The sequence below is a fragment of the Vicinamibacterales bacterium genome (genome assembly GCA_035699745.1).
GTDB lineage: Bacteria > Acidobacteriota > Vicinamibacteria > Vicinamibacterales > 2-12-FULL-66-21 > JAICSD01.
This window is the reverse complement of record DASSPH010000042.1, coordinates 42,863-66,853: the sequence shown is the minus strand read 5'-3', so window position 1 is coordinate 66,853 and position 23,991 is coordinate 42,863. Positions and strand designations below refer to the sequence as shown.

Here is a 23,991-nt window from a genome sequence, read left to right as displayed (position 1 = left end):
TCCTGGCGCCGGGCTTGCAGCCGGGCTCCGCGGGGGGTAACGATGCGGCGAGCGATCCGGAGTTTTGCGGTACTCGCGTTCCTAGTGTTGGCACCGGCGGGGCGCGCCAGCGCCGAACCGATTCTGGTCACCGGCGGCAGCACGTTCCTGTACTGGGATTCGTCGGGGAGCAACGTGACGCTCCTGGGCGACGGCCTGCGCGTGATGACGGACAGCTATGGCGGCGGCCTTACCTTCCTGACGACCGGACTTCGGCGCCTCGACGGACAGCTGCTGTTCGGCAGCATCGGGTCCGCACCACACATCTGGAGCGTCACCATTGATGGGGTGGATTATTCGGCGTACTTGAGCGGATCGCTGGCGTTCGCCACGGACCCGGCGGTGGTGCCGCCGCTCGCCCGGAACCAGGAGGCCACCGTCACGGCCCCCTTCACCATGATGGGGACGCTCCGCGGAACGACGGGCGTTCTCGGCACCGGGGACCTGGTGTTCGAGGTCGCGCTGCAGGGCGCCGGGACCGCCTCAGCGAGCGGGTTCGGCGCGGACACGAACCTGCTGAGAATCGGCGGGGTGCACTACCAGTTCGCCGCCGCACCGGCGGCGACGCCGGAGCCGGCCACGCTGCTCCTCATGGGCACCGGCCTGGCCGGGGTGCTGCTGCGGCGCCGCGCGCACGCCTGAGCCGGTCCGGGCGCGCCCGGCGCCTTCCTGTACGTGCGATTCGCGAAATTCAACAGCGTGGGCGTGGCGGGCTTCGTGGTGCAAATCGCGGTGCTCGCCGCGCTGCTCCATGCGGGCGTGCACTACCTGGCCGCCACCGTCCTCGCGGTGGAGTCGGCGATCCTGCACAATTTCTTCTGGCACGAGCGCTGGACCTGGCGCGACCGGCCCGCCGCGGGGCGCGGCCGGCTCGATCGCCTCTGGCGCTTTCACGCGCTGAACGGGCTCGTGTCGCTGGCGGGAAACCTGCTGCTGATGCGGCTCTTCGTCGGCACGCTCGGCATGGCGCCGATCCCGGCGAACCTGGCCGCCGTGCTGGCCTGTGCGCTGGTGAACTATACCGCCAGCGATCGGCTGGTGTTCTCGCCGCGGGCTAAATGCCTTCCGCGATGAGCAGCTGCGAATCGGACGTCGCCTGGCGCAGCGCCTTTGCTTCGGCATACTCCGGCGACGCCCACCACGCCCTGGCCTGCTCCACGCTCGGGAACTCGACGACGACGAGCCGGCGCGGGGACCAGGTTCCTTCCATCGTGTGCGTCTTGCCGCCGCGCACGAGGAAGCGGCCGCCGAACTTCGCGACGCTCGGCGGCACCATCGCTTTGTAGTCCTCGTAGCGGACCGGATCCTTCACCTCGACCTGGACGATGACGTAGGCCGCCATCTCAGCGCCCCGCGGCCGTCGCGGTGCCGATCGCCGCCGGCGTCCGCATCACCAGGTTCTCGATGAAGAACTCCATCATCCGCTGCGCGTTGACGTTGGAGTGCCCGGCGTCGGGCCCGACCTGCACCTCGAAGCTCTTGCCGGCCTGCTGCAGCGCGCGGATCAACTGCAGCGCGTTCGACGGGTGCACGTTGTTGTCCGCGGTGCCGTAGTAGATGAGCAGCCGTCCTTTCAGGTTGGCCGCGTAGGTCATCGCCGACCCGGCGTCGTACCCGGCGGTGTTCTCTTCCGGGATCCACATGTAGCGTTCGGTGTAGATCGAGTCGTAGTTGCGCCAGTCGGTCACCGGCGAGGCCGCCGACCCGGCCGCGAACACGTCGGGATGCCGCAGCACCGACATCGCGGCGCTGTAGCCGCCGTAGGACGAGCCGTGGATGCCGACGCGCGCGCGATCGAAGTACGGCCGGCTCCACAGCGCTTTCACCCCCGCGGCCATGTCGTCCATCTCCACCTGTCCGAGCTTCTGGTAGACCTGGTCCAGCGTGCGCTTGCCGCGCCCGGGGTTGGAGCGCGAGTCGAGCGTCAGCACCAGGAAGCCGTACTCCGTCGTCGGGCTCGGCAGCGTGAACCGCTCGCTCGTCGCGCCGGAGCCCGGCCCGCCGTAGACACCGGCGAGCGCCGGGTACTTCTTCGCGGGATCGAAGTTCGACGGAAAGTGGATCAGGCCGTAGAGCGGCGTCCTGCCGTCCGCCGCGGTGTAGGTGAACATCTCGACCTTCTTCAGGCCCAGACGATCGAACGCCGTGGTATCGCTCTTCGCGAGTTCGGCCACGACGCGGCCGTCGCTGTCGATGAGACGCGTGAACGGGGGCGTATCGTGGGCCTGCGCGACGTCGACGAACAGGGTCCCGTCCGGTGAGGCGTTGACGGTGTGGTGCAGCGCGGGATCGGTGAGCCGGCGATCGTTCCTGCCGTCCAGCCCGACACGATGGAGCTGGATCTTCATGAAGTTGTCGCCGTCCCGCGCGGTGTAGAAGAGAAGACCGCGCGCCTCGTCCACGCGCACGATGTTCTCCGCCTCGAAGGTGGTGTGCGACGTCAGCGGAGCGAGGAGCTTGCCGCCGAGATCGTAGAGATAGAAATTCTTCCAGCCGTTGCGCTGCGACTCCCAGATGAACCGCTTGCCGTCCTTCAGGAAGCGCATCTCCGGCCGGTTCTCGATCCACCCGGTGGGCCATTCCTCGTGCACGACGGCGCGGCACTGGCCAGTGTCCGGGCTGCAGGCGGCCAGCTCGAGGATGTTCTGCCGGCGGTTGGTCCGGTTGAGGAGAATCTCGCTGCCGTCGGGCGACCAGGCCACGTTGTAGACGTAATGGCCGACGGCGGCGTTGTCGAACGGCTGGCCGTCCCGCACGTCGATGCGCAGCGGCTTTCTCGACGCGACGTCGTAGACATAGAGGTCGACGACGGGATTCGGCTTGCCCGGCTTCGGATACGCCTCGACGTCGAGCGTGTCCTGGACCTGCGTCTGGTTCGTCTGCAGGTAGTAATCGGGGACGGCCTTCTCGTCGAAGCGGTAGTAGGCGATCCTGCGGCTGTCGGGCGACCACCACATCGCAGTCCGCTGCGCCAGCTCCTCGCCGTACACCCAGCTCGCCGTGCCGTACTTGATGCGGTCCTTCTCGCTGCCGTCAGTGGTGATCTGCACCGCGCCGGTGCCGTCCGGCGCGCTCACCCACAGATTGCGATCCTTGTAGAACGCCTTCAGCGACTTGTCCGGCGCCTCCGCCGATTCGAACTGGCGGCCGCGCGCCGGCTGCCCCTGGCCGCCGCGCCCGCCGCGCCCCCCCTGCGCGCCGCCGAAGCCGGCGCCGCCGCGTCCGCCCGCGGCGGAGGGCGCATCGCCAATGATCGTCGCCGTCTTCGCGGCGACGTCGTAGCGGTACCGCTTGCCGTCCCAGGCATATTCGCAGGCGGAGCCGTCCTCCTTCCACTGCACCGCAAGCGAGCCGAGCTTCACCGAGCCGGGAATCTCGCGGCTCATCTTCTCGAACTGCTCGTACCCGGGCATCGTCTTCAGGCGGTCCTGCGCCGCGAGCGGGAACGACAACCCCGCGCACGCCGCCGCGACACACGCCCACCGGCACGCTGAAACTCTCATCAATACTCCCTGGGCGGATAGTGTAACCGGTTACCGGTTACCGGTTACCGGTTACCGGTTACCGGCTACCGGCTACTGTGCTGCGAGCCAGTCACGGATGTCGTCGACGAACGCTTCGCCGAGCAGCTGCGCCTTGCGGGCGCCGATGCCGTAGACCCCGCTGAGCGCCTCGACGGTGGAGGGTTTCAGCCGCGCCAGCTCGCGAAGCGTGGTGTCGTGGAAGATCACGTACGGCGGCACGCCGCGCTCGCGCGCGATGCGCAGGCGGACGGCACGCAGGCGGTCGAACAGCTCCTGTTCGGCGTAGGTGACCGCCTCGCCGCCGGCCCGCGGCCGAAGCGGCCGGCGATCGCGGTCCTTCACGACGCGGCGCTGGCGCGCCAGGCTGAGCCCGGGCAGGGCGGCGGCGTCCTTGAGCAGCGCCACCCCGGCATCGGTCAGCGCCAGCACCGGATACGGCTCGTCGATCTGCCGGAGCAGCCCTTCCGCGGTCAACTGCTCGATGTATCCGCGTACCTCCGACACGGCGGCATCCCGCAGCAGACCGAACGTGCTCAGCTCCTGATGCCCGCGCCGGGTCACCTGCTCGCTCTCCGAGCCGCACAGCACGTTGGCGACGTGGGCCGCGCCGAAGCGCTGCCCGACACGCGCAACGCACGACAGGATCTTGCGCGCCGTGGGAATCGCATCGGCCACCGCCTCGAGCTCCCCGAGACAGTAATCGCACGCACCGCAGTCCGCTTTCGCGTAGCGCTCGCCGAAGTACGACACCAGATGCCGATGGCGGCAGCCGACGCCGGAGGCGTAGCGCTCCATGTCGCGCAGCAGGGCGCGGCGCGCGTCCGTCAGCTCGCCGTTGCGCTCGAGCATCACGCGCCACTTCAGGAAGTCGGCGCCGGAGTAGACCAGCACGCATTCGGCGGCGAGCCCGTCGCGCCCGGCGCGGCCGGACTCCTGCTGGTAGTGCTCCAGGGACTGCGGCGCGCCGGCGTGCAGCACGAAGCGCACGTCCGAGCGATCGATCCCCATGCCGAACGCGACGGTGGCGACGACCACGTCCGCGTCTTCGTTGAGGAAGCGATCCTGGTTGCGGTGCCGTTCGCCGTCCTCGAGCCCGGCGTGATACGGCACGGCGCGCACGCCGGTGGAGGCCAGCCACGCCGCCAGCGCGTCCACCTCCCGGCGCGACGTGCAGTACACGATCCCGGCGTTGCCGCGGTGGCGATCGAGCACGTCCTGCACCTGCCGCTTCAGGCTGGCGCGCGGCACCACCCGGTAGATCAGGTTGGGGCGGTCGAACGATCCGACGAGCTCCACCGGATCGCGCAGCGCCAGCTGCGAGGCGATGTCCCGCCGCACGCGCGCCGTCGCGGTCGCGGTGAAGGCATGCAGGGCGACGCGCGGATATCGCGCGCGCAGCGCGCCGAGCTGCCGGTACTCGGGCCGGAAATCGTGCCCCCACTGGCTGATGCAGTGCGCCTCGTCGATGGCGATATACGCGATGCTGCCGAGCATCTGGACGAAGCCGTCGCTGCCCTCGCCCGCCAGCCGCTCGGGTGAGACGTAGACCAGCGCGTAGCGCCCTTCGCGAATGCCGGCGGCCACCGACGCCTTCTCGTCCGCCGCGAGCGAGCTGTTGTAACACGCCGCCGCGATGCCGTTCTCGACCAGCGTGTCGACCTGATCCTTCATCAGCGAGATCAGCGGCGAGACGACCAGCGCCGGACCGTGCGGCAGGCCTGCGCCCTCCGCGCGCGCGTCTCCCTTGACCAGCGCCGGCGCCTGAAAGCAGAGCGACTTGCCGCCGCCGGTGGGCAGCACCACGACCGAGTCGCGGCCGCCGAGGATCGCATCCATGGCGTCTCGCTGCAGTGGACGGAAGGAGGTATAGCCCCAGTAGCGGGACAGAACGGCGTCGAGGGTCACGAGCAGAACAGCACCACTATAATCCCCGTCGATGCGATACGCCATCTGTCTTGCGCTGCTCGCCGCCGTGAGTCACCTCGAAGGCCGCCAGCGAGCCGAGGGACCCGCCCCGCCGTTCCGTGTCGAGGAAACCACCATCGCGCAGATTCACGAGGCGATGAAGACCGGGCGGCTGACCTGCCGGGGGCTCGTCGACACCTACCTGCGCCGGATTCACGCCTACGACAAGAACGGGCCGGCGATCAACGCGCTCGTCGTGATCAACCCCGACGCGCAGAAGCTCGCGGACGATCTCGACCGCCGGTTCGCGCAGGGCGGGCTGAGCGGCCCGCTCCACTGCATCCCCGCGATCGTCAAGGACAACTTCGAGACCATCGGGCTGCAGAGCGCCGCCGGATCGCTGTCGCTGCGCGGCTTCGTCTCCACCAAAGACGCGTTCCAGGTCAGGCGCATCAGGGACGCAGGCGCCATCGTCCTCGCCAAGTCCAACATGGCGGAGTTCGCCTTCAGTCCGTACGAGACGGTGAACTCGATTCTGCCTGGCTATTCGCGCAATCCCTACGCGCTGGATCGCGTCACCGCGGGGTCGAGCGGCGGCACGGCGGCCGCGGTCGCGGCAAACCTCGGCGCGATCGGCCTGGGCAGCGACACCGGCAACTCGATTCGCGGTCCCGCCGCACACCAGGCGCTGGCGGGCATCCGTTCGACGATGGGGCTGACGAGCCGCGCCGGTGTGGTGCCGCTCAACCTGCTCGCCGACATCGCCGGCCCGATGACGCGCACGCTGGCGGACGCCGTCGCCGTGCTGCAGGTGATCGCGGGGGAAGATCCGGACGATCCGGCAACCGCCGCGGCGCGGGGGCGCACGATTCCGAACTATGCCGCCTCGCTGCAGCGGGAGGGACTGAAAGGGGCGCGCATCGGCATCCTGCGGCAGGCCTACGAACGCGACACGACGGATCCCGAGGTCGTCGACGTGTTCATGGCCGCCGTCGGCGATCTCGAGCGGGCCGGAGCAACGATCGTCGACCCCGCGCGTGTCGAGCTCGGCGAGGTGCGACGGCAGCAGGGGGCGGGCTCGTGCGGCGGATTCAAGTACGACATCAATCGCTATCTCGCCGGCCACGGCGATCGCGCTCCGGTCAAGACGCTGGAGGAAATCATCCGCTCGCGGCGGTTCCATCCGTCTGTGGAAGTGCGGCTGCGCTCCGCCGAGGAAGGAGCGGCGAACGGCCCCGAGACGCCGGCGTGCAGGGCCGAATCGGAATACCGCGACGCCTTCCGCGCGGCGGTGGCGAAAACGATGGAGACGAACAAGCTGGATGCGTTCGTGTATCCGACCTGGAGCAATCCGCCCAGACTGATCGGCGATCTGAACACGCCGCACGGCGACAACAGCCAGGTGTTCTCGCCGACGACGGGCTGGCCGTCGATCAACGTGCCGATGGGATACACCCGCGGCACGCTGCCGGCCGGCATCACCTTCTTCGGCCGCGCGTGGAGCGAAACGACGCTGATCAAGCTCGCCTACGCGTACGAACAGGCGACGCGTCACCGGCGGCCGCCGGCCTCGACGCCGCCCCTACGCTGATCCGTCCGCGACGAGCAGCGTCCGGATCACCAGCTCCGCGACTTCCGTGAAGAAGGGGCGCGGAATGCGATCCGCCGTGTCGGTCGGCTTGTGATAGTCCGCGTGGTCCTCGACGCCGTAATAGAGCGTCCGCACACCGGCGGTGTGGAACGGGCCCTGATCCGACTGCTGGGTCCAGTCCTCGGCGCCGCCGGCTCCCTTCGAGGGGCGGTCGTGCCCGAACCGCACGTTCAGCCTGCGCCCTTCGGCGGCTCGCGTCACGACCTCGATCAGCTCGGGATGAAACGCGGTGCCGGATGCGAAGATCGTCGCGGTGTCGCTGCGTGACACCATGTCGAGGTTGAGCATCAGCCGGATGCGCTCGAGATCCACCAGCGGTCTGGCGACGAAGTGCTTCGCGCCGCGCAGCCCCTGCTCTTCCCCGTCGAACGCGATGAACACGACCGAATGGCGCAGCGGATGCCGCGCCACGTACGCGGCGCCCTGGAGCATCGCCGCGACACCCGAGGCGTTGTCGTCCGCGCCGCGGTACACCACGCCGTTCCTGACGCCGAGGTGATCGTAATGCGCCGTCAGCAGGAGGAACTCGTCCGGGCGGGCGGTGCCGCGGACGACGCCGACGATGTTCGCCGCCGCGCGGCCGCCGGCGGTGAACCGCTGCTCGAAGCTCCTGCCGAGCGGCTGCAGACCCAGCTCGCGAAAACGGCTCGCCACGTACGCCCGCGCCCGCAGGTTCCCTGGCGTGCCGGTGCGGCGTCCCTGCATGGACGGCGCCGACAGCGCTTCCACGTCGTTCATCAGGCTGACGGCGTCGACGGCCGCCGGCGCCTGCGCGGCGCCGCCGAGTACGAACCCGACGATACTTAGGATCAGAAGCATGACGCTCGAGCACATGGCCGTCGCGTGCGGCCTCGCCAATATCTATCTCACCGTCCGCCAGAACATCTGGTCGTGGGCGTTCGGCGCGGTGATGGTGTCGCTGTACATCTACATCTTCTACAACGCCAGGCTCTACTCCGACGCGATCCTGAACGTGTTCTTCCTCGTCATGCAGTTCTACGGCTGGTATCAGTGGACCCGCGGCCCCGTCGAGCATGCGGTCTCGCTCTCGCCGGTCACGCGGCTCCGCGCCCGCGGCTGGACCCTGACCCTCGCCGGCGCCATGGCCGGCACGGCCGCGCTCGGCACGCTCATGGACCGTTTCACCGACGCGGCGCTCCCCTACCCCGACGCCTTCACCACCTCGCTGAGCGTCATCGCGCAGTTCCTGCTGACCCGCAAGATCCTGGACAACTGGACGCTGTGGATCGTCGCCGACGTCATTTACGTCGCGATGTACACCAATCGCGGCCTCTACTGGACCGCGGGGCTCTACGTCGTCTTCCTGATTCTCTGCGTCAAAGGCTACTTCGAATGGAGCCGTTCGGCCGCCAGGCCGTTGTAGCGCAGCACCAGGTCGTTCAGCCGCTCGATGTCGCGCTGGACGAAGCCGGCCCCCTCGTCCAGGTCCGCGTTGTCGAGCCCGTCGCGGATTCCTTCCAGCACGAACGCCGCCTGCTCGACGTCGACCTTGCCGTCGCTGTTGACCGAGCAGCACTCGCCGCTGGCGACGATGGCGTCGAGCGTCGCCGCGTACGCGGCGCAGGCGTCGCCCTCGGCACGCGTGCCGATCTCGGTCAGCCCGCTGCCGAGCGCGCGGAGCAGCACCGATGCCCGCCGGCAGGCATGCCGCTCGTCGTCATTGAGCGTGAGATTGAGCTCCATGCGGCATCTCCCTGTGATTGACCGGCGTCTCGCCGGTGTCGAGCACGCGATCGTCGACGTCGATGAACTCCCAGCGGTAGCTTTCCGGACGAAGCGTCAGCTTCAGCACGCCGAACTTGTCGAAGCGCGCGTACTCGCTGTTGGGCGTGTCCTTGGTGCGTCCCGCGAGCCGCCGTCCGCCGGTGCCGACGATGAACATCCGCGGACCGTGCGGGTCCGGAATCTGATCCGGACGCTGCGGCGCGAAGCGCTCGTAGTGGTGCGCATGGCCGTTCAGGATCAGCTCGGCCCGCGCGGCGTACATCTCGTTCCAGAACCAGCGCGGCTTCTTGCTGTCGCGGTGCGCCCCCGAGCCCCATCGCGGCCGGTGCCAGATCGCGAGAATCGGCGGGAAGCGGCGGGCGGCGAGATCGCGCCGGAGCCACTGCAGCTGCGGCGAGTGCGCGTCCTGGTCGATTTCGCTGTTCAGCGACACGAGGTGCCATCCGGCTTCAGGCAGCGGCACGCTGAAGTAGCTGCGCTGCGGCGTCCCGGCTCGCAGCTCGCCGAAGTAGTGGAAGTACGGCGTCGCCGCGGCGGTGCGGTAATCGTGATTGCCGGGACAGCTATACGTGCGGCCGAGCAGATCCGGCTGACCCCACGTCGGCGTGTAGTGATCGCGATACTCGTCGAACTTGCCGCGGTTGTAGGCGTTGTCGCCGAGCGCGAGGATCAGCGCCCCCGGGTTCTGCGCGATGATGCGGCGGGCCAGCGCGGCGGTCGCGCCGGCCCCCGGGTTGCGTCGCGCCGGCCCGCACATGTCGCCGACCGCGATGACGACTTGTCCGGCCACCTAGCGAGTGAAGCGGATCGAGCTGACGACGCGGCCGAAGACGTTGCGATAGCTGTCGTACTCCCGCGTCGGCGCCACGCCGACGATGTAGAACAGCGAGCCGTCGCTCAGCTGGGTCGTGTAGAGATCGACGACCTCCTGGCCGCCGGTCGCTTCGGAGACGTTGGTCAGCGTCGTGCGCAGACCCTGACGTCCGCCGATCGTGCCGCGCGCGTAATTCGACTGCCGGCGCAGCTGCGGATTCCCCTGCTGCAGCCCCTGGATCAGCTCGTCGGTCGCGGTCTGCAGATCGTGCGTCTCCTGCCGCGCCACCCCCACCTGCACGCCATGCGTGAACACGCTCTGGCCGTTGACCGCCCCGTAGGCCCCCTCCGGCGCGAAGGTCACCGAGTTGGCGTCCCCGAGCTCGCGCCAGTTCGCCGGCACGCTGATGCGGAAGAGATTCCCTTCGTCGTACGTCTGGTAGCGCGAGTCGGGACGCTCCACGTTGCCCGTCACCGGACGCGACTCGCCGCCCGTGGTACGGCCGGCGCGGCTGTTGCGCGCCACCTCCTCCGCCGACGGCGCCGGCGAGAGCGAGCGCAGATGCGCCCGGACGGTCTGGAACTCGCGGGTGTCCCGCGTCGCCGACGCCACGCGCAGGCGGCTGGCTTCCTGGTTGATGTAGCTGTAGCGGTTGCCGGGATCCGGATGGGAGCTGAGCCACTGCGGCGCGCCGGACCCGCCCTCCTGCTGAATCGTGCGGAACACGTTCGCCATGTCGCGCGGGTCGTAGCCGGCGGCCGCCATGATCCGCGCGCCCAGCAGGTCCGCCTGCTTTTCGTACTCGCGGCCGTACTTGAGGAAATACGTGCCGAGGCCGAACTGCGACCCCTGGGCGATCACCTGCCCGGCGGTGCCGCCGATGATCGCGCCGGCGATCTGACCGGCGATCTGGCCGATGGCGAACGGCGTCGCCTTGGTCTGCTGCGCGGTGCCGTGGCGCAGCGCGACGTGGCTGATCTCGTGCGCCATGACGCCGGCGACCTCCCCCTCGTTCCGCGCCTTCTCGATCATGCCGCGGTTGACGAACATCGGCCCGCCGGGCAGCGCGAAGGCGTTGATCTCGCGCAGGTTCACCCCGCGGAACGTGTACTGGAACTCGGGATGGTCGAACTCGGACGGAATCCGCGCCACCAGCCGGCGTCCAATCTCGTTCAGGTACGCGTTGACCTGCTCGTCGCGCATGACCGGGAGTTCCTTCTCCACCTGCTGCGCCGCCTCGCGTCCGAGCTGCACGTCATCTTTCGGGCTGTACTTGTTCTTCGGCGCCGTTATGACGGTCTGGCCGTCCGGCGCGGTCCGCGTTTCCGCGGCGGACGTGGCGCATGCCGTCAGGCTCGCCGCGACGAGGACAACCTTCAACCGCGATCGCAACATCACTGTCTGACCCTCCAACTCAGCCTTGGCGGCTGTCACGGGTTGAACTGCGGGAATCGTACCAACTTCCCGGCCGCGGTTCTGCTAAGGGATTCTCGCGAATCGCAGGTCCCAGACGCGGTCGAGCTTCACCCCGAGGTCAGTGACGGCGTTTCCCGTTCTATGGAAGGTGACTGTCCCCAGTGAAGGAACGCTGAAGACATCTCTGGCGATGGGCCGCATGCGCAGCACGGTGTCGGGCCGGCGTTTGATGATCAGCTCGCTGCCGTCGAGCGCGACGGCCAGCTCCGCTTCCGCCTCGTCGCTGCGATACCGCCCCACGTAGGCGTCGACGTCCGGCTTCGCGGGACTGAACGGTGGGGACTGAACGCCGCGGCCGTTCGAGGCGGTCGCAGGGGGCGGCGCGGTCAGCGCCGCGCCGAGATAGGTCTCGGCGACGGCGTGCGCGTACTGCGTCGGGTTGGCACTTCCGGCATTGCACAGCACCGCGATCGACAGGCGTTGATCCGGATAACGGACGAGGAACGCGCGATACCCGGCAGTCGCCCCGCTGTGGCTGACCTCGCGCACGCCGCGGTAGGTGCGGACGTAGAGCCCCAGCGCGTACTCGTGCGCGCGGCCGTCCGCGAACGTTCCCGGCGTCTGCTGCGCGGTCACGAGCCGCAGGTCGCCGATCGTCGGCGACGCGAAGTTCTCGTTCCACCGCAGGAGATCCCCGACCGTCGTCAGCAGCCCGCCGTTGCCGTGCACGTTCTCGAACGGCATGTCCTCGCGGTAGCCGGCCGGCGACGGCGCGTAGGCAATGGCGCGGTTCCTGACGATCCGCGTGTAGTCGTCGCGCCACGACGTGCGCGTCATGCCGAGCGGCGTGAAGATGCGGTCGCGCGAGAACTCCGCGAACGACTGCCCGCTGACGCGCGCAACCAGGATGGCGGCCAGGTTGTAGCCCGTGTTGCTGTAGGACCAGTTGGTGCCGGGCGCGAAGTTGAGCCCCTTCTGCCGCGACACGATGTCGAGCACGTGGGCGTGCGTGTGCACGCGGCGGCCGCGCGGCCATCCGGCGAGCCCGGCCACTTCACCCCAGTCCCGCAGTCCGCTGGTGTGCGTCAGCATGTGGCGGATGGTGATCGTCCGATCCGGGCCGTAGTCGGGAAGTTCCGGCACGTACTTGCGGACGGGATCGTCGAGCGACAGCTTGCCGTCCCTGGCCAGCAGGAGCACGGCCGCGGCGGTGAACTGCTTCGACACCGACCCCGCCTCGAAGATGGTGTCTGCCGTGTTCGGCACGTCGCGTTCGAGATCCGCCATGCCGTAGGCCCGCGCGAGCGCGACCCGGCCGTCTCTGCCCACGCCAACCGCGCATCCCGGTGTCGAGGCCGTCCAGCGCGCGAACACGGCGTCGACCGTGCTGTCGGACGCCGGCCTGGTGGCGGACTGTCCGAACGCAAGCGAACCGGCAGCGACCGCCACCGCGGCCGCGAACAGGACGTTGGTGCGCTTCATGAGCGCGCATCTTACCCCGGCCGGCCGGATCCGGAACGCTGCGTCCCGCGGGCGCGCACCCCGGCGGGGCAGGCGGCGCCCAACGCCAGTCTTTTCCGGGTGATCGGGATGGCGCCGCCCTTGCTGTCCGGGTGCCGCCGGCGACCGCGAAGTCCCGATGCGCACGTTCCTCGACGACGTGATCCGCGACATCCACCAGGCGTGGCGGCTGATGCGGCGGACGCGCGGCTTCACGCTCGCCGCGGTCGCGGTGCTGGCCATGTGCATCGGCGCCAACACCGCCGTCTTCTCCGTGGTCAACGCGCTGCTGCTGCGGCCGCTGCCCTTCCCCGACGCCGGGCAGATCGTGCAGGTGGTCATCACGCACGATCCGTCGCGAGCGAGCTACACGCTCGACACCTCGATCCCCAAGTTCTTCGCCTGGAAGCAGAGCGTTCGCATCTTCAGCCACCTCGCCGCGTACCAAGCGGCCGATCCCGGCGTGAACCTGATCGGCGCCGGACCTCCCGAACATCTCTCGGCGCTGCACGTGTCGCAGGACTACTTCGGCGTGTTCGGCGCCCGGCCGCTGTTCGGCCGCACCTTCCGATGGCAGGAGGATCGTCCCCGCGGGCCGCACGTGGCCGTGCTCTCCCACGGCTTCTGGATGCGCCGGTTCGGCGGGGACCCCGGCGTGATCGGGCGCGTCCTGCCGCTGGGCGGCGCGTCGTACGAGATCGTCGGCGTGCTCGGCGCGGCGTTCCGGCCCGATCCGCCGGCCGACGTCTACCTGCCGCTCCAGGCGGATCCGTTCAGTCTGGACTTCGCCAACTCCGTCCGCGTCGTCGGCAGGATGTTCCGCAACGTCACGGCGGCGCGCGCCGGCGGGCAGCTGGCGAACACCTCGGCAGAGTTCCGGGTGAAGTTCCCGCTCTCGATGGGCCCGTGGGAGGACTTCTGGGCGGTGCCGCTTCGCGACGCGATGATCGGCGATGTGAAGCCGGCGCTGCGGATGCTGACCGGCGCGGTCGCGTTCGTGCTCCTGATCGGCTGCGCCAATGTCGCGACGCTGCTCCTCGCGCGCGGGCAGCGGCGGCGGCGCGAGATCGCGACGCGCACCGCGCTCGGCGCGCAGCGCTCACGGGTGATCCGGCAGCTGCTCACCGAAAGCACGCTGCTCGCGGCCGGCGGCGGACTGCTCGGGCTCGCCGCCGGAGCGATCGGGCTGCGCGCGATCGTCCGCGCCGGGGCGCACGCCATCCCGTCGCTCGCGCGCGACGCCGCCGCCATCGTCCTCGATCCGGCGGCCGTCTGGTTCACGGCCGGCATCGCGCTCACGACCGGCGTGCTCTTCGGCGTGCTGCCGGCGCTCACGACCTCGCGCGTCGATCTCAGCTCCGCCTTCAAGGATGGGGGCATCGCCAGCGGCGGCGGCTGGCGCCGTCACCGAACGCAGTCGGCGCTGGTGGTGGCCGAGATGGCACTCGCGATCGTGCTCCTCGTCGGCTGCGGACTGATGGTGCGCACGCTGTCGGCGCTGCGTGACGTCGATCGCGGGTTCGATCCGCGGCAGGTGATGGTGCTCGACACCTCCCTCAGCGGCACGCCGCTCCAGCAGGCCGATGCGGTGGACGCCGTGTTCAGGAACGCGCGTCAGCGCCTCGCGGGGGTGCCCGGCATCGCCGCGGTTGCGGCATCGCGGTCGCTGCCCCTGGAGCCGGCCTTCGCGCTGCCGTTCGTCATCGATCGTCGTCCGGTGAACGCGCCCTTCGAGGGGACGGTCGCCTGGCGCGGGGTGTCGCCGGGCTATTTCGACGTGTTCCGCATTCCCCTGCTTCGCGGCCGCGTGTTCGTCGATCACGACGATCGAGACGGCGAGCCGGTGGTGATCGTGAACGCGGCGCTCGCCCGCCGCTACTGGCAGACCAACGATCCGGTCGGCGAGACGATCACGATCGGGCCCGGCGCCGGACCCGAGTTCCGCGACAGTCCGCGCCGGATCATCGGCGTCGTCGCGGACCCGCGGGACGAGGAGCAGAACCGCAATCCCGAGCCGACCGTGTACGTGCCGCTCGGGCAGGTCTCCGACGCGATGACGCTGCGGAACAACCGGCTGTTTCCGCTCACGTGGTCGGTGCGCACCGAGATCGAGCCGCGGCTCCTGCGGACCGCGGTCGAACGCGAGCTGCGCGATGCCAGCGGAGGGCTGCCGGTCGCGCGGACGCGGACGATGGACGAGATTCTGGCAGGCCCGGCGCGCCGCGCCGCGTTCCACGTGACGCTGATGACGGCGTTCGCCGTGGCGGCGCTGATTCTGGCGGCGGTCGGATTCTACGGCCTGATGTCGTACTCGGTGCAGCAGCGCACGCAGGAGATCGGCATCCGGATGGCGCTCGGCGCGCTGCCCGAAGACGTGCGCAACATGATCCTGGTCCAGGGATTGCGGCTGGCGGCGGCGGGAGTCGTGTTCGGCGTCGGCGCGGCGCTGGTGCTCACGCGGGTGATGGTGTCACTGGTGTTCGGCGTCCGCACCTACGATCCGGCAGTCTTCGCGGCCGTCGCGCTGCTGCTGACCGTGGTCGCCGCCGTTGCCGCGCTCATTCCGGCGTATCGCGCCACGCGGGTGGACCCGCTGGCGGCGATCCGCTGAGTGGCGGCCGCTCGCCGCCTTGACTGAGACGGGCGACAAGGAACTGGTCTTCTTCGTTATCGTTGTGACCTCTGTGATCTTTGCAGCCTCGGCCGTGGCGCGTCTCAGCGGGCAGGCAAATCCCGGCGCGGTATCGGCGGTTCAGCGCAGTCCGGGCGGCGGCGTCCTCTTCTTCGTCGCCTGCTCGAATGCGTAGGCGAGCTGCAGGAGCTTCGGCTCGCTGCACGCCGGCCCGGTGAAGCCGACACCGTAGGGCTGCGGCTTCGGATCGAAGCCGGGCGGGAGCGGTGCGGGCGGCGGCGGCGTGCTCGACGTCTGCGTCGCGGCGGTCGTGCCCGTGGCCGGCGCGGCAGTCGTCGGCGCCGTCGTGGTGGCAGGGGCGGACGGTGCAGGCGCGGCCCCCGGGGTCGTGCCGGGCGCCGCCGGCGGGGTCGCAGGAGCGGCCCCGCGGCCGGCGCCGCCGCCGCGTCCGCCGGGATTGCCCGGGGTATTCGGAATCATGCCGAACGGCACGAGCACCGTCGGGTACCCGGGCTTGGATGCGATCCCTGCCGAGCTCGGACCAGGGAACAGCAGCGCGTCGAGGTTGTGCGCCTTGACGACCGCGTCGATGCCGTTGGTGCCGCCCAGGCGGACGTCGCGCGCGCGATCCTCCTCGTAGCGCGCCTTGTCCTTCTCGAGATCGAGCGCATCCGACGCATCGAGGAGCGTCTGCCCGTACTTGATCGCCCCCATCCGTTCGTGCGCCTTGTTCCACTCGCGCAGCTCGGTCAGGTTCTTCACCGGCGCGGCGGCGCCGAGCGACGCCAGCCACGCGTTGAAGTCGCGCTTCATCCCGTAGCTGAGCACGACGGAGTTGCCCGACAGCAGCAGGTTCTCCTTCGGCTCCTTGTTCATGATGCTGGGAATGTCGACGTCGATCAGCGTCGCGCCGGCCGCCTTCAGCGCCGCCATCGCCTCGTCCATCACCTTCGTCTGCGCAGGGTTGAGGCCGCCGCGCGGGCGCTCGGTGCCGGGAATCGTGAACGGCTCGTAGTAGTTCTTGCGCGGGATGCCGATCCGCGCCCCTTTCAGCCCGTCGGCGCGCAGGAACTTCGTGTAATCGTTGCCGGGCGGCGGCGTGCACGCCTTGGTGGCCGGATCGTTCGGATCCGGCTTCGCCCCTTCGAGCACTCCCATCATGATCGCGACGTCGGCGACGAACTTCGCCATCGGCCCGGGCGTGTCCTGATCCGCGGTGATCGGAATGACGCCGTAGCGGCTGATGCGGCCGACGGTGGGCTTCACCGCCGCCAGCATGTTCTGATTCGACGGACTGAGGATCGACCCCGACGTTTCCGTCCCCACGTTGCCGGCCCAGAAGTTCGCCGCGGTGCCGATCCCCGAGCTGGATCCGCCGGTCATCAGCACCGGCCGGCCATCCGCGCTGGTCCGCGGATCGCGGCGCGGATCGTAGGGGTTCATCCCGTAGCCGTGCACGGCGTTGTAGTTGGTGGGCATGCCGGCGGTCACGTAGTTGGCGAGCTCGGTCATGCCGGTCTTGGCGATGATGATCGCGCCGGCGTCACGCAGGTTTCTGGTCAGCGTCGCTTCGTACGGCGGGACGAGGTGCTCGAAGGCGAGCGCGCCTCCCGTCGTCGGCAGGCCGGTCGTATGGATGTTGTCCTTCAACGCGATCGGAATACCGTGCAGCGGCCCGAGGATCCGGCCGCGCGCGCGGTCGCGATCGCGCGCGTCCGCTTCCTCGAGCGCTTTCGGATTCACGGTGATCGCGGCGCGCAGCTTGTCTTCGTACATCGCGATGCGGGTGAGGTACTGCTGCACGATCTCGCGCGACGTCGTGCGCCCGGCTTTCATCGCCGCCTGCATCTCCGGAATGCTGGCCTCGAACACGGTGAAGGCCGCCGGGCGGGCCGGCCGGGAGGTCTGCTGCGCGGGCAGCGTCGCGCCGGCGGTCAACAGCGCGGCGGCGGCCAATGCGATACGGGGCATGTTCATCATGGTCACGGACGTCCTGTCTCGTGGCGCCGGGTGAAATTGACGACGGTGCGCACCAGCAGCGGCGCGGACTTCTCGAGGTGCGCGGCGTGGTCGGCGCCGGGCAGGATTATCCACCACTTGTCGGGTGTACCGAAGCGGTTGAACAGCTTCGTGCCGATGGACATCGGCGCCTGGGGATCGCGATCGCCGTGCACCAGCAGCACCGGCACCTGGACCCGCGCCGGCACGAACGCATTGAACTGCTGCTCGTCGCGCCAGTCGGCCAGCACGGGATCGGTCTGCAGCGCGGCGCGGACGAACGCGCTCATCGTCGCGCCGGTGTAGGCATCGCGGGTGATGAAGTCGGAAATCGCCGCGTCGCTGGTGTTGCGCACCCGGCCGGGACGCACGCCGGGATCCGACGGCGCCGCCCGTACGTCCGGATCGAAACCGAACCCGAGGAGGACGATCCCCGCCACCTTCTCGGGGTGCTTCTGCGCCGTCATCGCGGCGATCATGGCGCCGCGCGACAGCCCGAACACGTAGGTGCCCCCCTTGCGCGCGTCCTGCTGCTGCATCCACGAGACGACCGCGGCAACGTCGGCGACGGCGCGGTCCGGCGTGAGGAATCCGCTGGCATCGCGCGGCGTGGATCCGTAGCCGCGCAAATCGAGCGCGAACACGTCCAGGCCGGCGGTCCCCAGCGCCTCCATGAACGATCGCTCTTCCCCCGGAACGCGCAGGTCGAAGTTGGGCAGGCTGCTCCAGGTGCGCCCGTGAATCAGCAGGATCCTGGTCGCCCGCGGCAGCGCCCCCCGGCGCTGCCAGACGGTCAGATGGTGGCCGTCGTCAGCGACGACGTCGTGCTTGATGGGCCCGGGGGGGCGCGGCGCCGGCTGCGCGAACGCGGGCGTCAGCGCGCCCACGATTGCGCAGCCGGCACCCAGCACTCGTACCCAAGCACCCCGCACCCGGCACCCCGCCGCCTACCGCCCCTGCTCGCGCCGGATGCCGGCGCGAAGGGCATCCATCGTCTCCGGCGAGGCGATGAACAGCTCGTCCGGGAACCGCGTGGCGTGCGCCAGCATCCCGGAGTAGATCACGTCGCTCTGATAGAGGTTCAGGCCCATGCCGGCGAGGAACTGCAGGCGCAGGTTGCGGTCGCGGTTGATGGTCGCGTCGGCGAGCCAGGGCTGCAGATCCCTGGCGCGGCCCGCGAACGTCGAGAACAGATCCACCGCGGAATTCATGCCGATCTCCCGGAGCGACTGCGCCATCGGCGCGTACTCCGGCCGCTGCAGCTTGGCCTGGATGGCGTCGACGTCGATCTTGGTGTCTTCGACCTGGCCGAGCAGGACGAGATCGTAGCCGGCGCCGTTGTTGGTGTTCCCCCACACGATGCCGTTGGGGAACACCTTCATGAACGTCGCGATCTCGCTCTTCACCGCCTCGGTATTGCTCTCGTAGAGCTGCACGAACAGCGTGACCGCGCCGCCCGGGTTCAGTTTCGACTTCACCAGTTCGAAGAACTCCTCGGTGTAGAGCATCGCCGCCCCCTTCACCCAGGGATCGAGCGGATCCGACGTAATCGCGTCGAACTTCTCGTCGGTCGTCAGCAGGTAGTGCCGCGCGTCGTCGATCCGGACGTGGACCTTCGGGTTGTCGACGACGTGGAAATTGTGCTCGCCGAAGTACTTCGCGACGACTTGCGGCACCAGCGGCTCGATCTCGGCGATGGTCTGGTGTTCGACGACGGGGTCGATCGACACGGCGCCTGCGGTCACGCCGGCGCCGCAGCCGATGACGACGACCTTCCTGGCCTGCTTGGGGATCAGCGTCGTCAAGTGACCGAGCATCCGCTGCAGCCGCATGTCCTGGGGCTCGCTCGAGGCCTGGACCTTTCCGGCGTTGTGATAGTTGAGCACGTTGCCGCCGAGGCGCGTCACCGCGACGGTCGCGTTCCAGCCCTCACCCATGTAGATGACGTCCGCCTGGCCGACGCGGGTCGCCGCGTAACGTCCGTAGGCGGCGAAGATGCCGGGAATCGGCTGGACGCTGCGCGAGAGCAGCCCGGCGATCGCCGCCGCGACGATGATCGTGATGGTGCCGGCAAAGGCGAAGCGCCCCGCCGGCTCCTCGCTCGATCCGGTCGACAGCACGAGCAATCCCGACAGCGCCGACAGCAGAATGAGCAACTGCGTGGCGTGCTGGGTGCCGAGCCACGTGACGAGCAGCAGGCTGCCGCAGAGCGATCCGACGATCGCGCCCACCGTGTTCGCCGCATACACGCCGCCCACCAGCCGTGCCGGATCCTGCCCGCGCGACGCGAGCGACGCCAGCGCGAGCGGGAAGCTCGCGCCCCACAGGATCGAACCGGGCAGCACCACCCACATGCAGCGGACGAAGTCGAGCTGGAAGTTGAACCACGGATCGCTGCTGATCGACGGATTCACCGGCCAGAACGGCATCGATTGGGTGAGCATGTAGGCGGCCCACGCGATCGCGCCGCACAAGAGCATCTGGCACCAGCCGAAGAGCACGCGCGGCCGCGCCGACCCGCGCCCAATCGCCGAACCGGCGCTGCTGCCGATGCCGAGACCGAGCAGGAACACGGCCAGGATCAGGGAAAAGGTATAGACGGTGCCGCCGAACAGCAGCGACAGCAGACGCGTCCAGATCACTTCCGACGACAGCGCCGTCGCGCCCGACAGCGCGATGGCGACATAGATCGCCCAGCCGCCCGACACCGGCTTCGCCGGCCGCTCGGCCCGATCCGACGGCAGCGTCTCGACCATCGGCGCCGACTTCGCGATCACGAGGCCGATCACGGCGACGGCGATGTTCAGCGCGACGGCGACGAACGTGGCCACGAACAGGTCGTAGACGCGCAGCAGATAGAAGCCGGCGAGCAGCGACCCGAGCACGCCGCCGCCGATGTTGCCGCCGTAGAAGAACCCGAGCCACGAGACGCCTTCGGGCGTCGACTCGACCCAGCGCGACATCGCCGGCAGCGTCGCCCCCATGAGGAGCGTCGGCGGCAGCAGAATGACGCCGGCGGCGATGCCGCGCATCAGGATGCCGAACACGCCGGCGCCGCCGGAAATCGAAACGTAGACGCTGTTCAGGAGCGGCATCCCGAACAGGATCACCAGCCCGAACACGGCGATCCCGAGCTCGAGGAACGCGTACACCTTCAACGGGTGCTGGCCGCGGCCGACATACCGCGGCAGCAGGAAACTGCCGAGACACATGCCGCCCATGAACGTGCCGAGCAGCACTCCCATGGACACCGCCGAGGACCCGATCACCAGTTGCAGCAACTGGAACCAGACCACTTCATATATCAAGGCCGCGCAGCCGCTGCCGACGAACAGCAGCAGCAGCGCGGGGAGGAACCGACGCGGCGTCATCGAAAGGCCCTTTCTGGGTTCGTCGTCATCCTGGGAAAACGGGGATGTTATCACGCGTAATACGTGGACCGGGGGGGCCGCGCTTACCCGGTTCCCGCAGATCGTGCCAACGTTGGCAGGCCGCCATGCGTCCAATACTGGTATTCGCGGAGGGCCCAGTGAGCTGGTGGAAACGCAGCAGATCGAGTCAGGAAGACGCCACGGCGCCGGATCCGGCCATGCCGCTCATCCGGCTCGACGGCATCGGCAAAATCTTCGGCGGTGAGGACGGTCCCGACGGCAGCACGCGGGCGCTCGACGGCGTGACGCTGGACATCGACCGGGGAGAATACATCTCGATTTCAGGGCCGTCGGGCTGCGGCAAATCGACCCTGTTGTCGATTCTGGCGCTGCTCGACGCCCCCACCAGCGGACGCTACTGGTTCGCCGGCCGGCGCGTCGATCGGCTCGCCGCCGCGGAGAAGGCGCGGATGCGCAACGTCGACGTCGGCTTGATCTTCCAGAGCTTCAACTTGATCGGCGACATGACCGTGTACGAGAACGTCGAGTATCCGCTCACGCTGCGAGGCGTCGCCGCCGCCGATCGGCAGGCGCGCGTCGAGGCGGCGCTCGACCGCGTGGGATTCGCCGCGCGCCGGAAGCAGCGGCCGGGATCGCTGTCCGGCGGCCACCAGCAGCTCGTCGCCATCGCCCGCGCCATCGCCGGACGGCCGCCGATCGTCCTTGCGGACGAGCCAACCGGCAACCTCGATTCGAAGGCCGGCGAAGCGGTGATGCAGATGCTCGAAGAGCTGCGGGCGGGCGGCGCCACCATCTGCCTGGCGACGCACGATCCGCGGCACATCGCCCGCACCAGCCGCCGCATCTACCTGTTCGACGGCCGCGTCGTCGCGGAACCCGTCTCCTGATTGCGGGCGGCGCACCGCTCGGCACGTAAGGCGCTGCCGCCCGGCCGGTGTTCAGTCATGAAGGCGTACTCGATCTCCGCGGTGCGTGCGCGGCTGGCCGCAGCGCTCGACGACGCGCACGCGCGGCTCCGCGGCTGGAGGTGGCAGCCGGCGACGACCGCATTCTACAGCGGCGGCGCGCGCGAACGGATCGAGCTGTGAGCCTTGCGGCGGCCGCGAGGCTACCGCCGCAGGTCCAGTTCGAAGCGGGCGACGCACGGCGGGCAGATCCCGTGGGTGACCTGCGGGACCGACGCCGCGCCAAACAGGCCGAACGCGCGCACCGCCTCCTCCGCCGTGCCCCACGTGTCCGGCGAGAGCTCGACGTTCTTGCACCAGCTGCACATGCGCACCAGCGTCGAGGCGCCGTGCGGCGCGCCGCGGAAGTCGAACGGCGGATCGCGCGGCTCGCTGTGCAGCTGCCGGCTGACGAAATCGATCCCGCCGTCGTCACGCGCGGTCATCGTCAGCTCGAGCCAGCGGCGGAGCGCCGGCGCGTCGCAGCGAAAGGGGACGCTTACCGGCTGGCGCTGCTCGACTACCCGCTGCATCAACGCGACGTAGATGAGTTTCGTGGTCGGTTCCGAGATGAACGAGAGCAGCATGCGGCCGTAGAGCCGCTCGGGAGCGGCGTATTCCGGCGCATCGTTGGCGGCGGCGAACGCGCACCACGCCTCGTCGACGAACACGAGGCGGCCATCGCCGTCGGTGGCGTAGCGGCACAGGACGTCGGCGGTCATCGGATCGCCTTCACTATAGCGGCTATACTCGCCGGATGTCTCGGTATCCCCGCGCCGCATTCGAGCAGGCGCGCGCCCGCATGGGCGATTTCGTCTATCACACCCCGCTGCTCACCTCGCGGCTGCTCAGCGAGCGCACCGGGTTCGAGGTGCGCGTCAAGGCCGAGATGTTCCAGCGCGGCGGCTCGTACAAGATCCGCGGTCCGATGAACAAGTTCGCGCAGCTCACCGAGGAGCAGAAGCGCCGCGGCGTCATCTGCTCGTCTGCCGGCAATCACGCGCAGGGGGTCGCGCTCGCGGCGGCGCACTACGGGATCAAGGCCGTGGTGTGCATGGCGGAGAACGCGACGCGATCGAAGGTGGAGGCCACGCGGGCCTACGGCGCCGAGGTGGTGCTGCACGGCACGATCTGGGACGAGGCCAACGAGAAGGCGAAACAGCTCGTCGAGGAGAAGGGCTATACCTACATCCATCCGTTCGACGACGAACAGCTGATCCTCGGCCAGGGGACGGTGGGACTCGAAATCTACCAGGACTGGCCGGACGTCGAGCTCGCGATCGTCCCGATCGGCGGCGGCGGACTGATCGCCGGCGTCGCGACCGCGCTGAAGGCGTGCAATCCGGGGATCAAGGTCATCGGCGTCGAATCGTCCGGCGCGCCGGGCATGACGCGGAGCGTCCGCGAAGGGGGGCTCGTCACGCTGGAGCGCGTCGACTGCATCATCGACGGTCTGCGGGTGAAGCGGGTCGGGACGCTGAACTACGAGATCGTCCGGCAGTACGTCGACGATCTGGTGACGCTGCCCGACGAACAGATCTTCGAGGGCGTCGTCTGGATCATGTCGCACCTGAAGGTCGTCCCCGAGGGGGCCGCGGCGGCGCCGGTCGCGGCGCTCCTGCAAGGTCTCATCAGCGCGCCGCCGAAGACGAAAGTGGTGTGCGTCCTCAGCGGCGGCAACGTCAACCTCGATCAGCTGAAAGGCCTGCGGTGGAACTGAGAATGGAGCCTGACCCGGGTCTGACCCCTTTTGTCCTGTTTCGGTTACACCGGCAGGTTGGCGAACGCCGCGTCCGTGCCGAACATCGCCGGCCGTGCTGCTGCCCGTAATGCCTTCTCCTTGGCCCGAATCGCGTTCCTGAACGCCGCATCCCCGACGATCCGGCGGCGTGCCCGAAACAACTCCGTGTCCTTTTCTCCGTCGGACATCGAGTTGACATGTGCGATGTAGGCGCGGCGTGCCGCCTCAGGATCGCCCGCGGCAAAAGATTCGAGCAAGCGGGCGCTGGCGAGAAACTCCGGCGCGGCCTCGACGCCGGCGTGATACCGGTAACTGCTCCACCGCCAGTCTACGGGCCTGAGCACCAGGTGAGCGCGGACCGGATTGCGAGCGATGTATCGCGCCAGCGTCCGGAAATACCGCTGGTCCTGGACGATCTGATCCCTGAATGGCCCTTCGAACGTGTGCCCCACCCGTCCGCGTTTTGCGTTCCAGCTCGAAGCGTACTCTCCTTTCAGCTTCTGCATCGCTTCGGAGAGATTGCGGCGGCGGTTGCGGATCGACAGATGGAAATGGTTGTTCATCAGGCAGAAGTCATAGCAGTCGAGCGCATACTCCGTGACCACGTCCGCCAGCAGCAGCATGAACATGTGACGGTCGCCGTCGTCGAGGAAGATCTTCATCCTCCCGGTTCCGCGTGACATCACGTG

21 protein-coding genes are annotated in these 23,991 nt (G+C 69.1%); 8 read left to right on the top strand and 13 right to left on the bottom strand.

Translation table 11 applies throughout. The annotated features are described in order from the left end of the window. The first annotated feature begins 84 nt into the window (after positions 1 to 84). Together VFK57_08820 and VFK57_08815 are read left to right on the top strand one after the other, a co-directional pair. On the top strand, positions 85 to 681 hold the full coding sequence (locus tag VFK57_08820) for a PEP-CTERM sorting domain-containing protein (protein HET7695795.1): 597 nt from the start codon (positions 85 to 87) through the stop codon (positions 679 to 681). A 33-nt stretch (positions 682 to 714) separates the two neighbouring features. Beyond that, complete coding sequence (locus VFK57_08815) at positions 715 to 1,113, top strand: GtrA family protein (GenBank protein HET7695794.1); 399 nt, start codon at positions 715 to 717, stop codon at positions 1,111 to 1,113. Here VFK57_08815 and VFK57_08810 read toward each other — a convergent pair. From VFK57_08810 to recQ, 3 genes are all read right to left on the bottom strand, one after another. Beyond that, positions 1,094 to 1,381: a DUF1330 domain-containing protein gene (locus VFK57_08810; GenBank protein ID HET7695793.1), complete on the bottom strand. Its 288-nt coding sequence runs from the start codon at positions 1,379 to 1,381 to the stop codon at positions 1,094 to 1,096. The two genes, VFK57_08815 and VFK57_08810, sit on opposite strands and share 20 nt — an antisense overlap. Position 1,382: 1 nt before the next feature. Further along, complete coding sequence (locus VFK57_08805; GenBank protein ID HET7695792.1) at positions 1,383 to 3,542, bottom strand: DPP IV N-terminal domain-containing protein; 2,160 nt, start codon at positions 3,540 to 3,542, stop codon at positions 1,383 to 1,385. Between the two features lie 72 nt (positions 3,543 to 3,614). Then, positions 3,615 to 5,468 (bottom strand): DNA helicase RecQ, encoded by a 1,854-nt coding sequence (gene recQ, locus VFK57_08800; protein ID HET7695791.1) that lies wholly within the window; start codon positions 5,466 to 5,468, stop codon positions 3,615 to 3,617. A 31-nt stretch (positions 5,469 to 5,499) separates the two neighbouring features. On the opposite strand from recQ, the gene VFK57_08795 reads away from it, so the two are divergent. Continuing rightward, positions 5,500 to 7,059 carry an amidase family protein gene (locus tag VFK57_08795; protein ID HET7695790.1) on the top strand — a complete coding sequence of 520 codons (1,560 nt, stop codon included), beginning with the start codon at positions 5,500 to 5,502 and terminating at the stop codon, positions 7,057 to 7,059. Here VFK57_08795 and VFK57_08790 read toward each other — a convergent pair. Further along, entirely contained in the window at positions 7,051 to 7,938 is an 888-nt protein-coding gene (locus tag VFK57_08790; GenBank protein HET7695789.1) for a M20/M25/M40 family metallo-hydrolase, read from the bottom strand. The genes VFK57_08795 and VFK57_08790 overlap by 9 nt on opposite strands. Between VFK57_08790 and pnuC the strand changes: the two genes are divergently transcribed. After that, a complete protein-coding gene (pnuC, locus tag VFK57_08785; protein HET7695788.1) occupies positions 7,937 to 8,503 on the top strand; it encodes a nicotinamide riboside transporter PnuC in 567 nt (188 codons plus the stop codon). The two genes, VFK57_08790 and pnuC, sit on opposite strands and share 2 nt — an antisense overlap. On the opposite strand, the gene VFK57_08780 is transcribed toward pnuC, so the two are convergent. From VFK57_08780 to VFK57_08765, 4 genes are all read right to left on the bottom strand, one after another. Then, a complete protein-coding gene (locus VFK57_08780; GenBank protein ID HET7695787.1) occupies positions 8,464 to 8,823 on the bottom strand; it encodes a hypothetical protein in 360 nt (119 codons plus the stop codon). The two genes, pnuC and VFK57_08780, sit on opposite strands and share 40 nt — an antisense overlap. Next, positions 8,798 to 9,655: a metallophosphoesterase gene (locus VFK57_08775; GenBank protein ID HET7695786.1), complete on the bottom strand. Its 858-nt coding sequence runs from the start codon at positions 9,653 to 9,655 to the stop codon at positions 8,798 to 8,800. The genes VFK57_08780 and VFK57_08775 overlap by 26 nt, the downstream gene beginning before the upstream one ends. Continuing rightward, positions 9,656 to 11,059: a M48 family metallopeptidase gene (locus VFK57_08770; protein ID HET7695785.1), complete on the bottom strand. Its 1,404-nt coding sequence runs from the start codon at positions 11,057 to 11,059 to the stop codon at positions 9,656 to 9,658. A 99-nt stretch (positions 11,060 to 11,158) separates the two neighbouring features. Next, on the bottom strand, positions 11,159 to 12,577 hold the full coding sequence (locus tag VFK57_08765; protein HET7695784.1) for a serine hydrolase domain-containing protein: 1,419 nt from the start codon (positions 12,575 to 12,577) through the stop codon (positions 11,159 to 11,161). 157 nt (positions 12,578 to 12,734) lie between these two features. On the opposite strand from VFK57_08765, the gene VFK57_08760 reads away from it, so the two are divergent. After that, positions 12,735 to 15,206 carry an ABC transporter permease gene (locus VFK57_08760; protein HET7695783.1) on the top strand — a complete coding sequence of 824 codons (2,472 nt, stop codon included), beginning with the start codon at positions 12,735 to 12,737 and terminating at the stop codon, positions 15,204 to 15,206. Positions 15,207 to 15,347: 141 nt separating this feature from the next. Here VFK57_08760 and VFK57_08755 read toward each other — a convergent pair whose 3' ends face one another. The 3 genes from VFK57_08755 to VFK57_08745 are packed head-to-tail and all read right to left on the bottom strand — an operon-like array spanning position 15,348 to position 20,596. Further along, the gene (locus VFK57_08755) at positions 15,348 to 17,204 is read right to left on the bottom strand and encodes an amidase family protein (GenBank protein ID HET7695782.1); all 1,857 of its coding nucleotides are present in this window, start codon (positions 17,202 to 17,204) and stop codon (positions 15,348 to 15,350) included. 5 nt (positions 17,205 to 17,209) lie between these two features. Beyond that, positions 17,210 to 18,112 carry an alpha/beta fold hydrolase gene (locus VFK57_08750; GenBank protein HET7695781.1) on the bottom strand — a complete coding sequence of 301 codons (903 nt, stop codon included), beginning with the start codon at positions 18,110 to 18,112 and terminating at the stop codon, positions 17,210 to 17,212. A gap of 60 nt (positions 18,113 to 18,172) precedes the next feature. After that, on the bottom strand, positions 18,173 to 20,596 hold the full coding sequence (locus VFK57_08745) for a fused MFS/spermidine synthase (GenBank protein HET7695780.1): 2,424 nt from the start codon (positions 20,594 to 20,596) through the stop codon (positions 18,173 to 18,175). 158 nt (positions 20,597 to 20,754) lie between these two features. Here VFK57_08745 and VFK57_08740 point away from each other — a divergent pair, with 158 nt between their 5' ends. Both VFK57_08740 and VFK57_08735 read left to right on the top strand, forming a co-directional pair. After that, complete coding sequence (locus VFK57_08740) at positions 20,755 to 21,504, top strand: ABC transporter ATP-binding protein (protein ID HET7695779.1); 750 nt, start codon at positions 20,755 to 20,757, stop codon at positions 21,502 to 21,504. A gap of 57 nt (positions 21,505 to 21,561) precedes the next feature. Next, positions 21,562 to 21,705: a hypothetical protein gene (locus tag VFK57_08735; GenBank protein ID HET7695778.1), complete on the top strand. Its 144-nt coding sequence runs from the start codon at positions 21,562 to 21,564 to the stop codon at positions 21,703 to 21,705. Between the two features lie 20 nt (positions 21,706 to 21,725). Here VFK57_08735 and VFK57_08730 read toward each other — a convergent pair whose 3' ends face one another. After that, positions 21,726 to 22,283: a hypothetical protein gene (locus VFK57_08730; protein HET7695777.1), complete on the bottom strand. Its 558-nt coding sequence runs from the start codon at positions 22,281 to 22,283 to the stop codon at positions 21,726 to 21,728. 35 nt (positions 22,284 to 22,318) lie between these two features. Between VFK57_08730 and VFK57_08725 the strand changes: the two genes are divergently transcribed. Then, entirely contained in the window at positions 22,319 to 23,281 is a 963-nt protein-coding gene (locus VFK57_08725; protein HET7695776.1) for a threonine/serine dehydratase, read from the top strand. Positions 23,282 to 23,325: 44 nt separating this feature from the next. Here VFK57_08725 and VFK57_08720 read toward each other — a convergent pair whose 3' ends face one another. Beyond that, complete coding sequence (locus VFK57_08720; GenBank protein HET7695775.1) at positions 23,326 to 23,985, bottom strand: transposase; 660 nt, start codon at positions 23,983 to 23,985, stop codon at positions 23,326 to 23,328. Between the last annotated feature and the right edge of the window lie 6 nt (positions 23,986 to 23,991).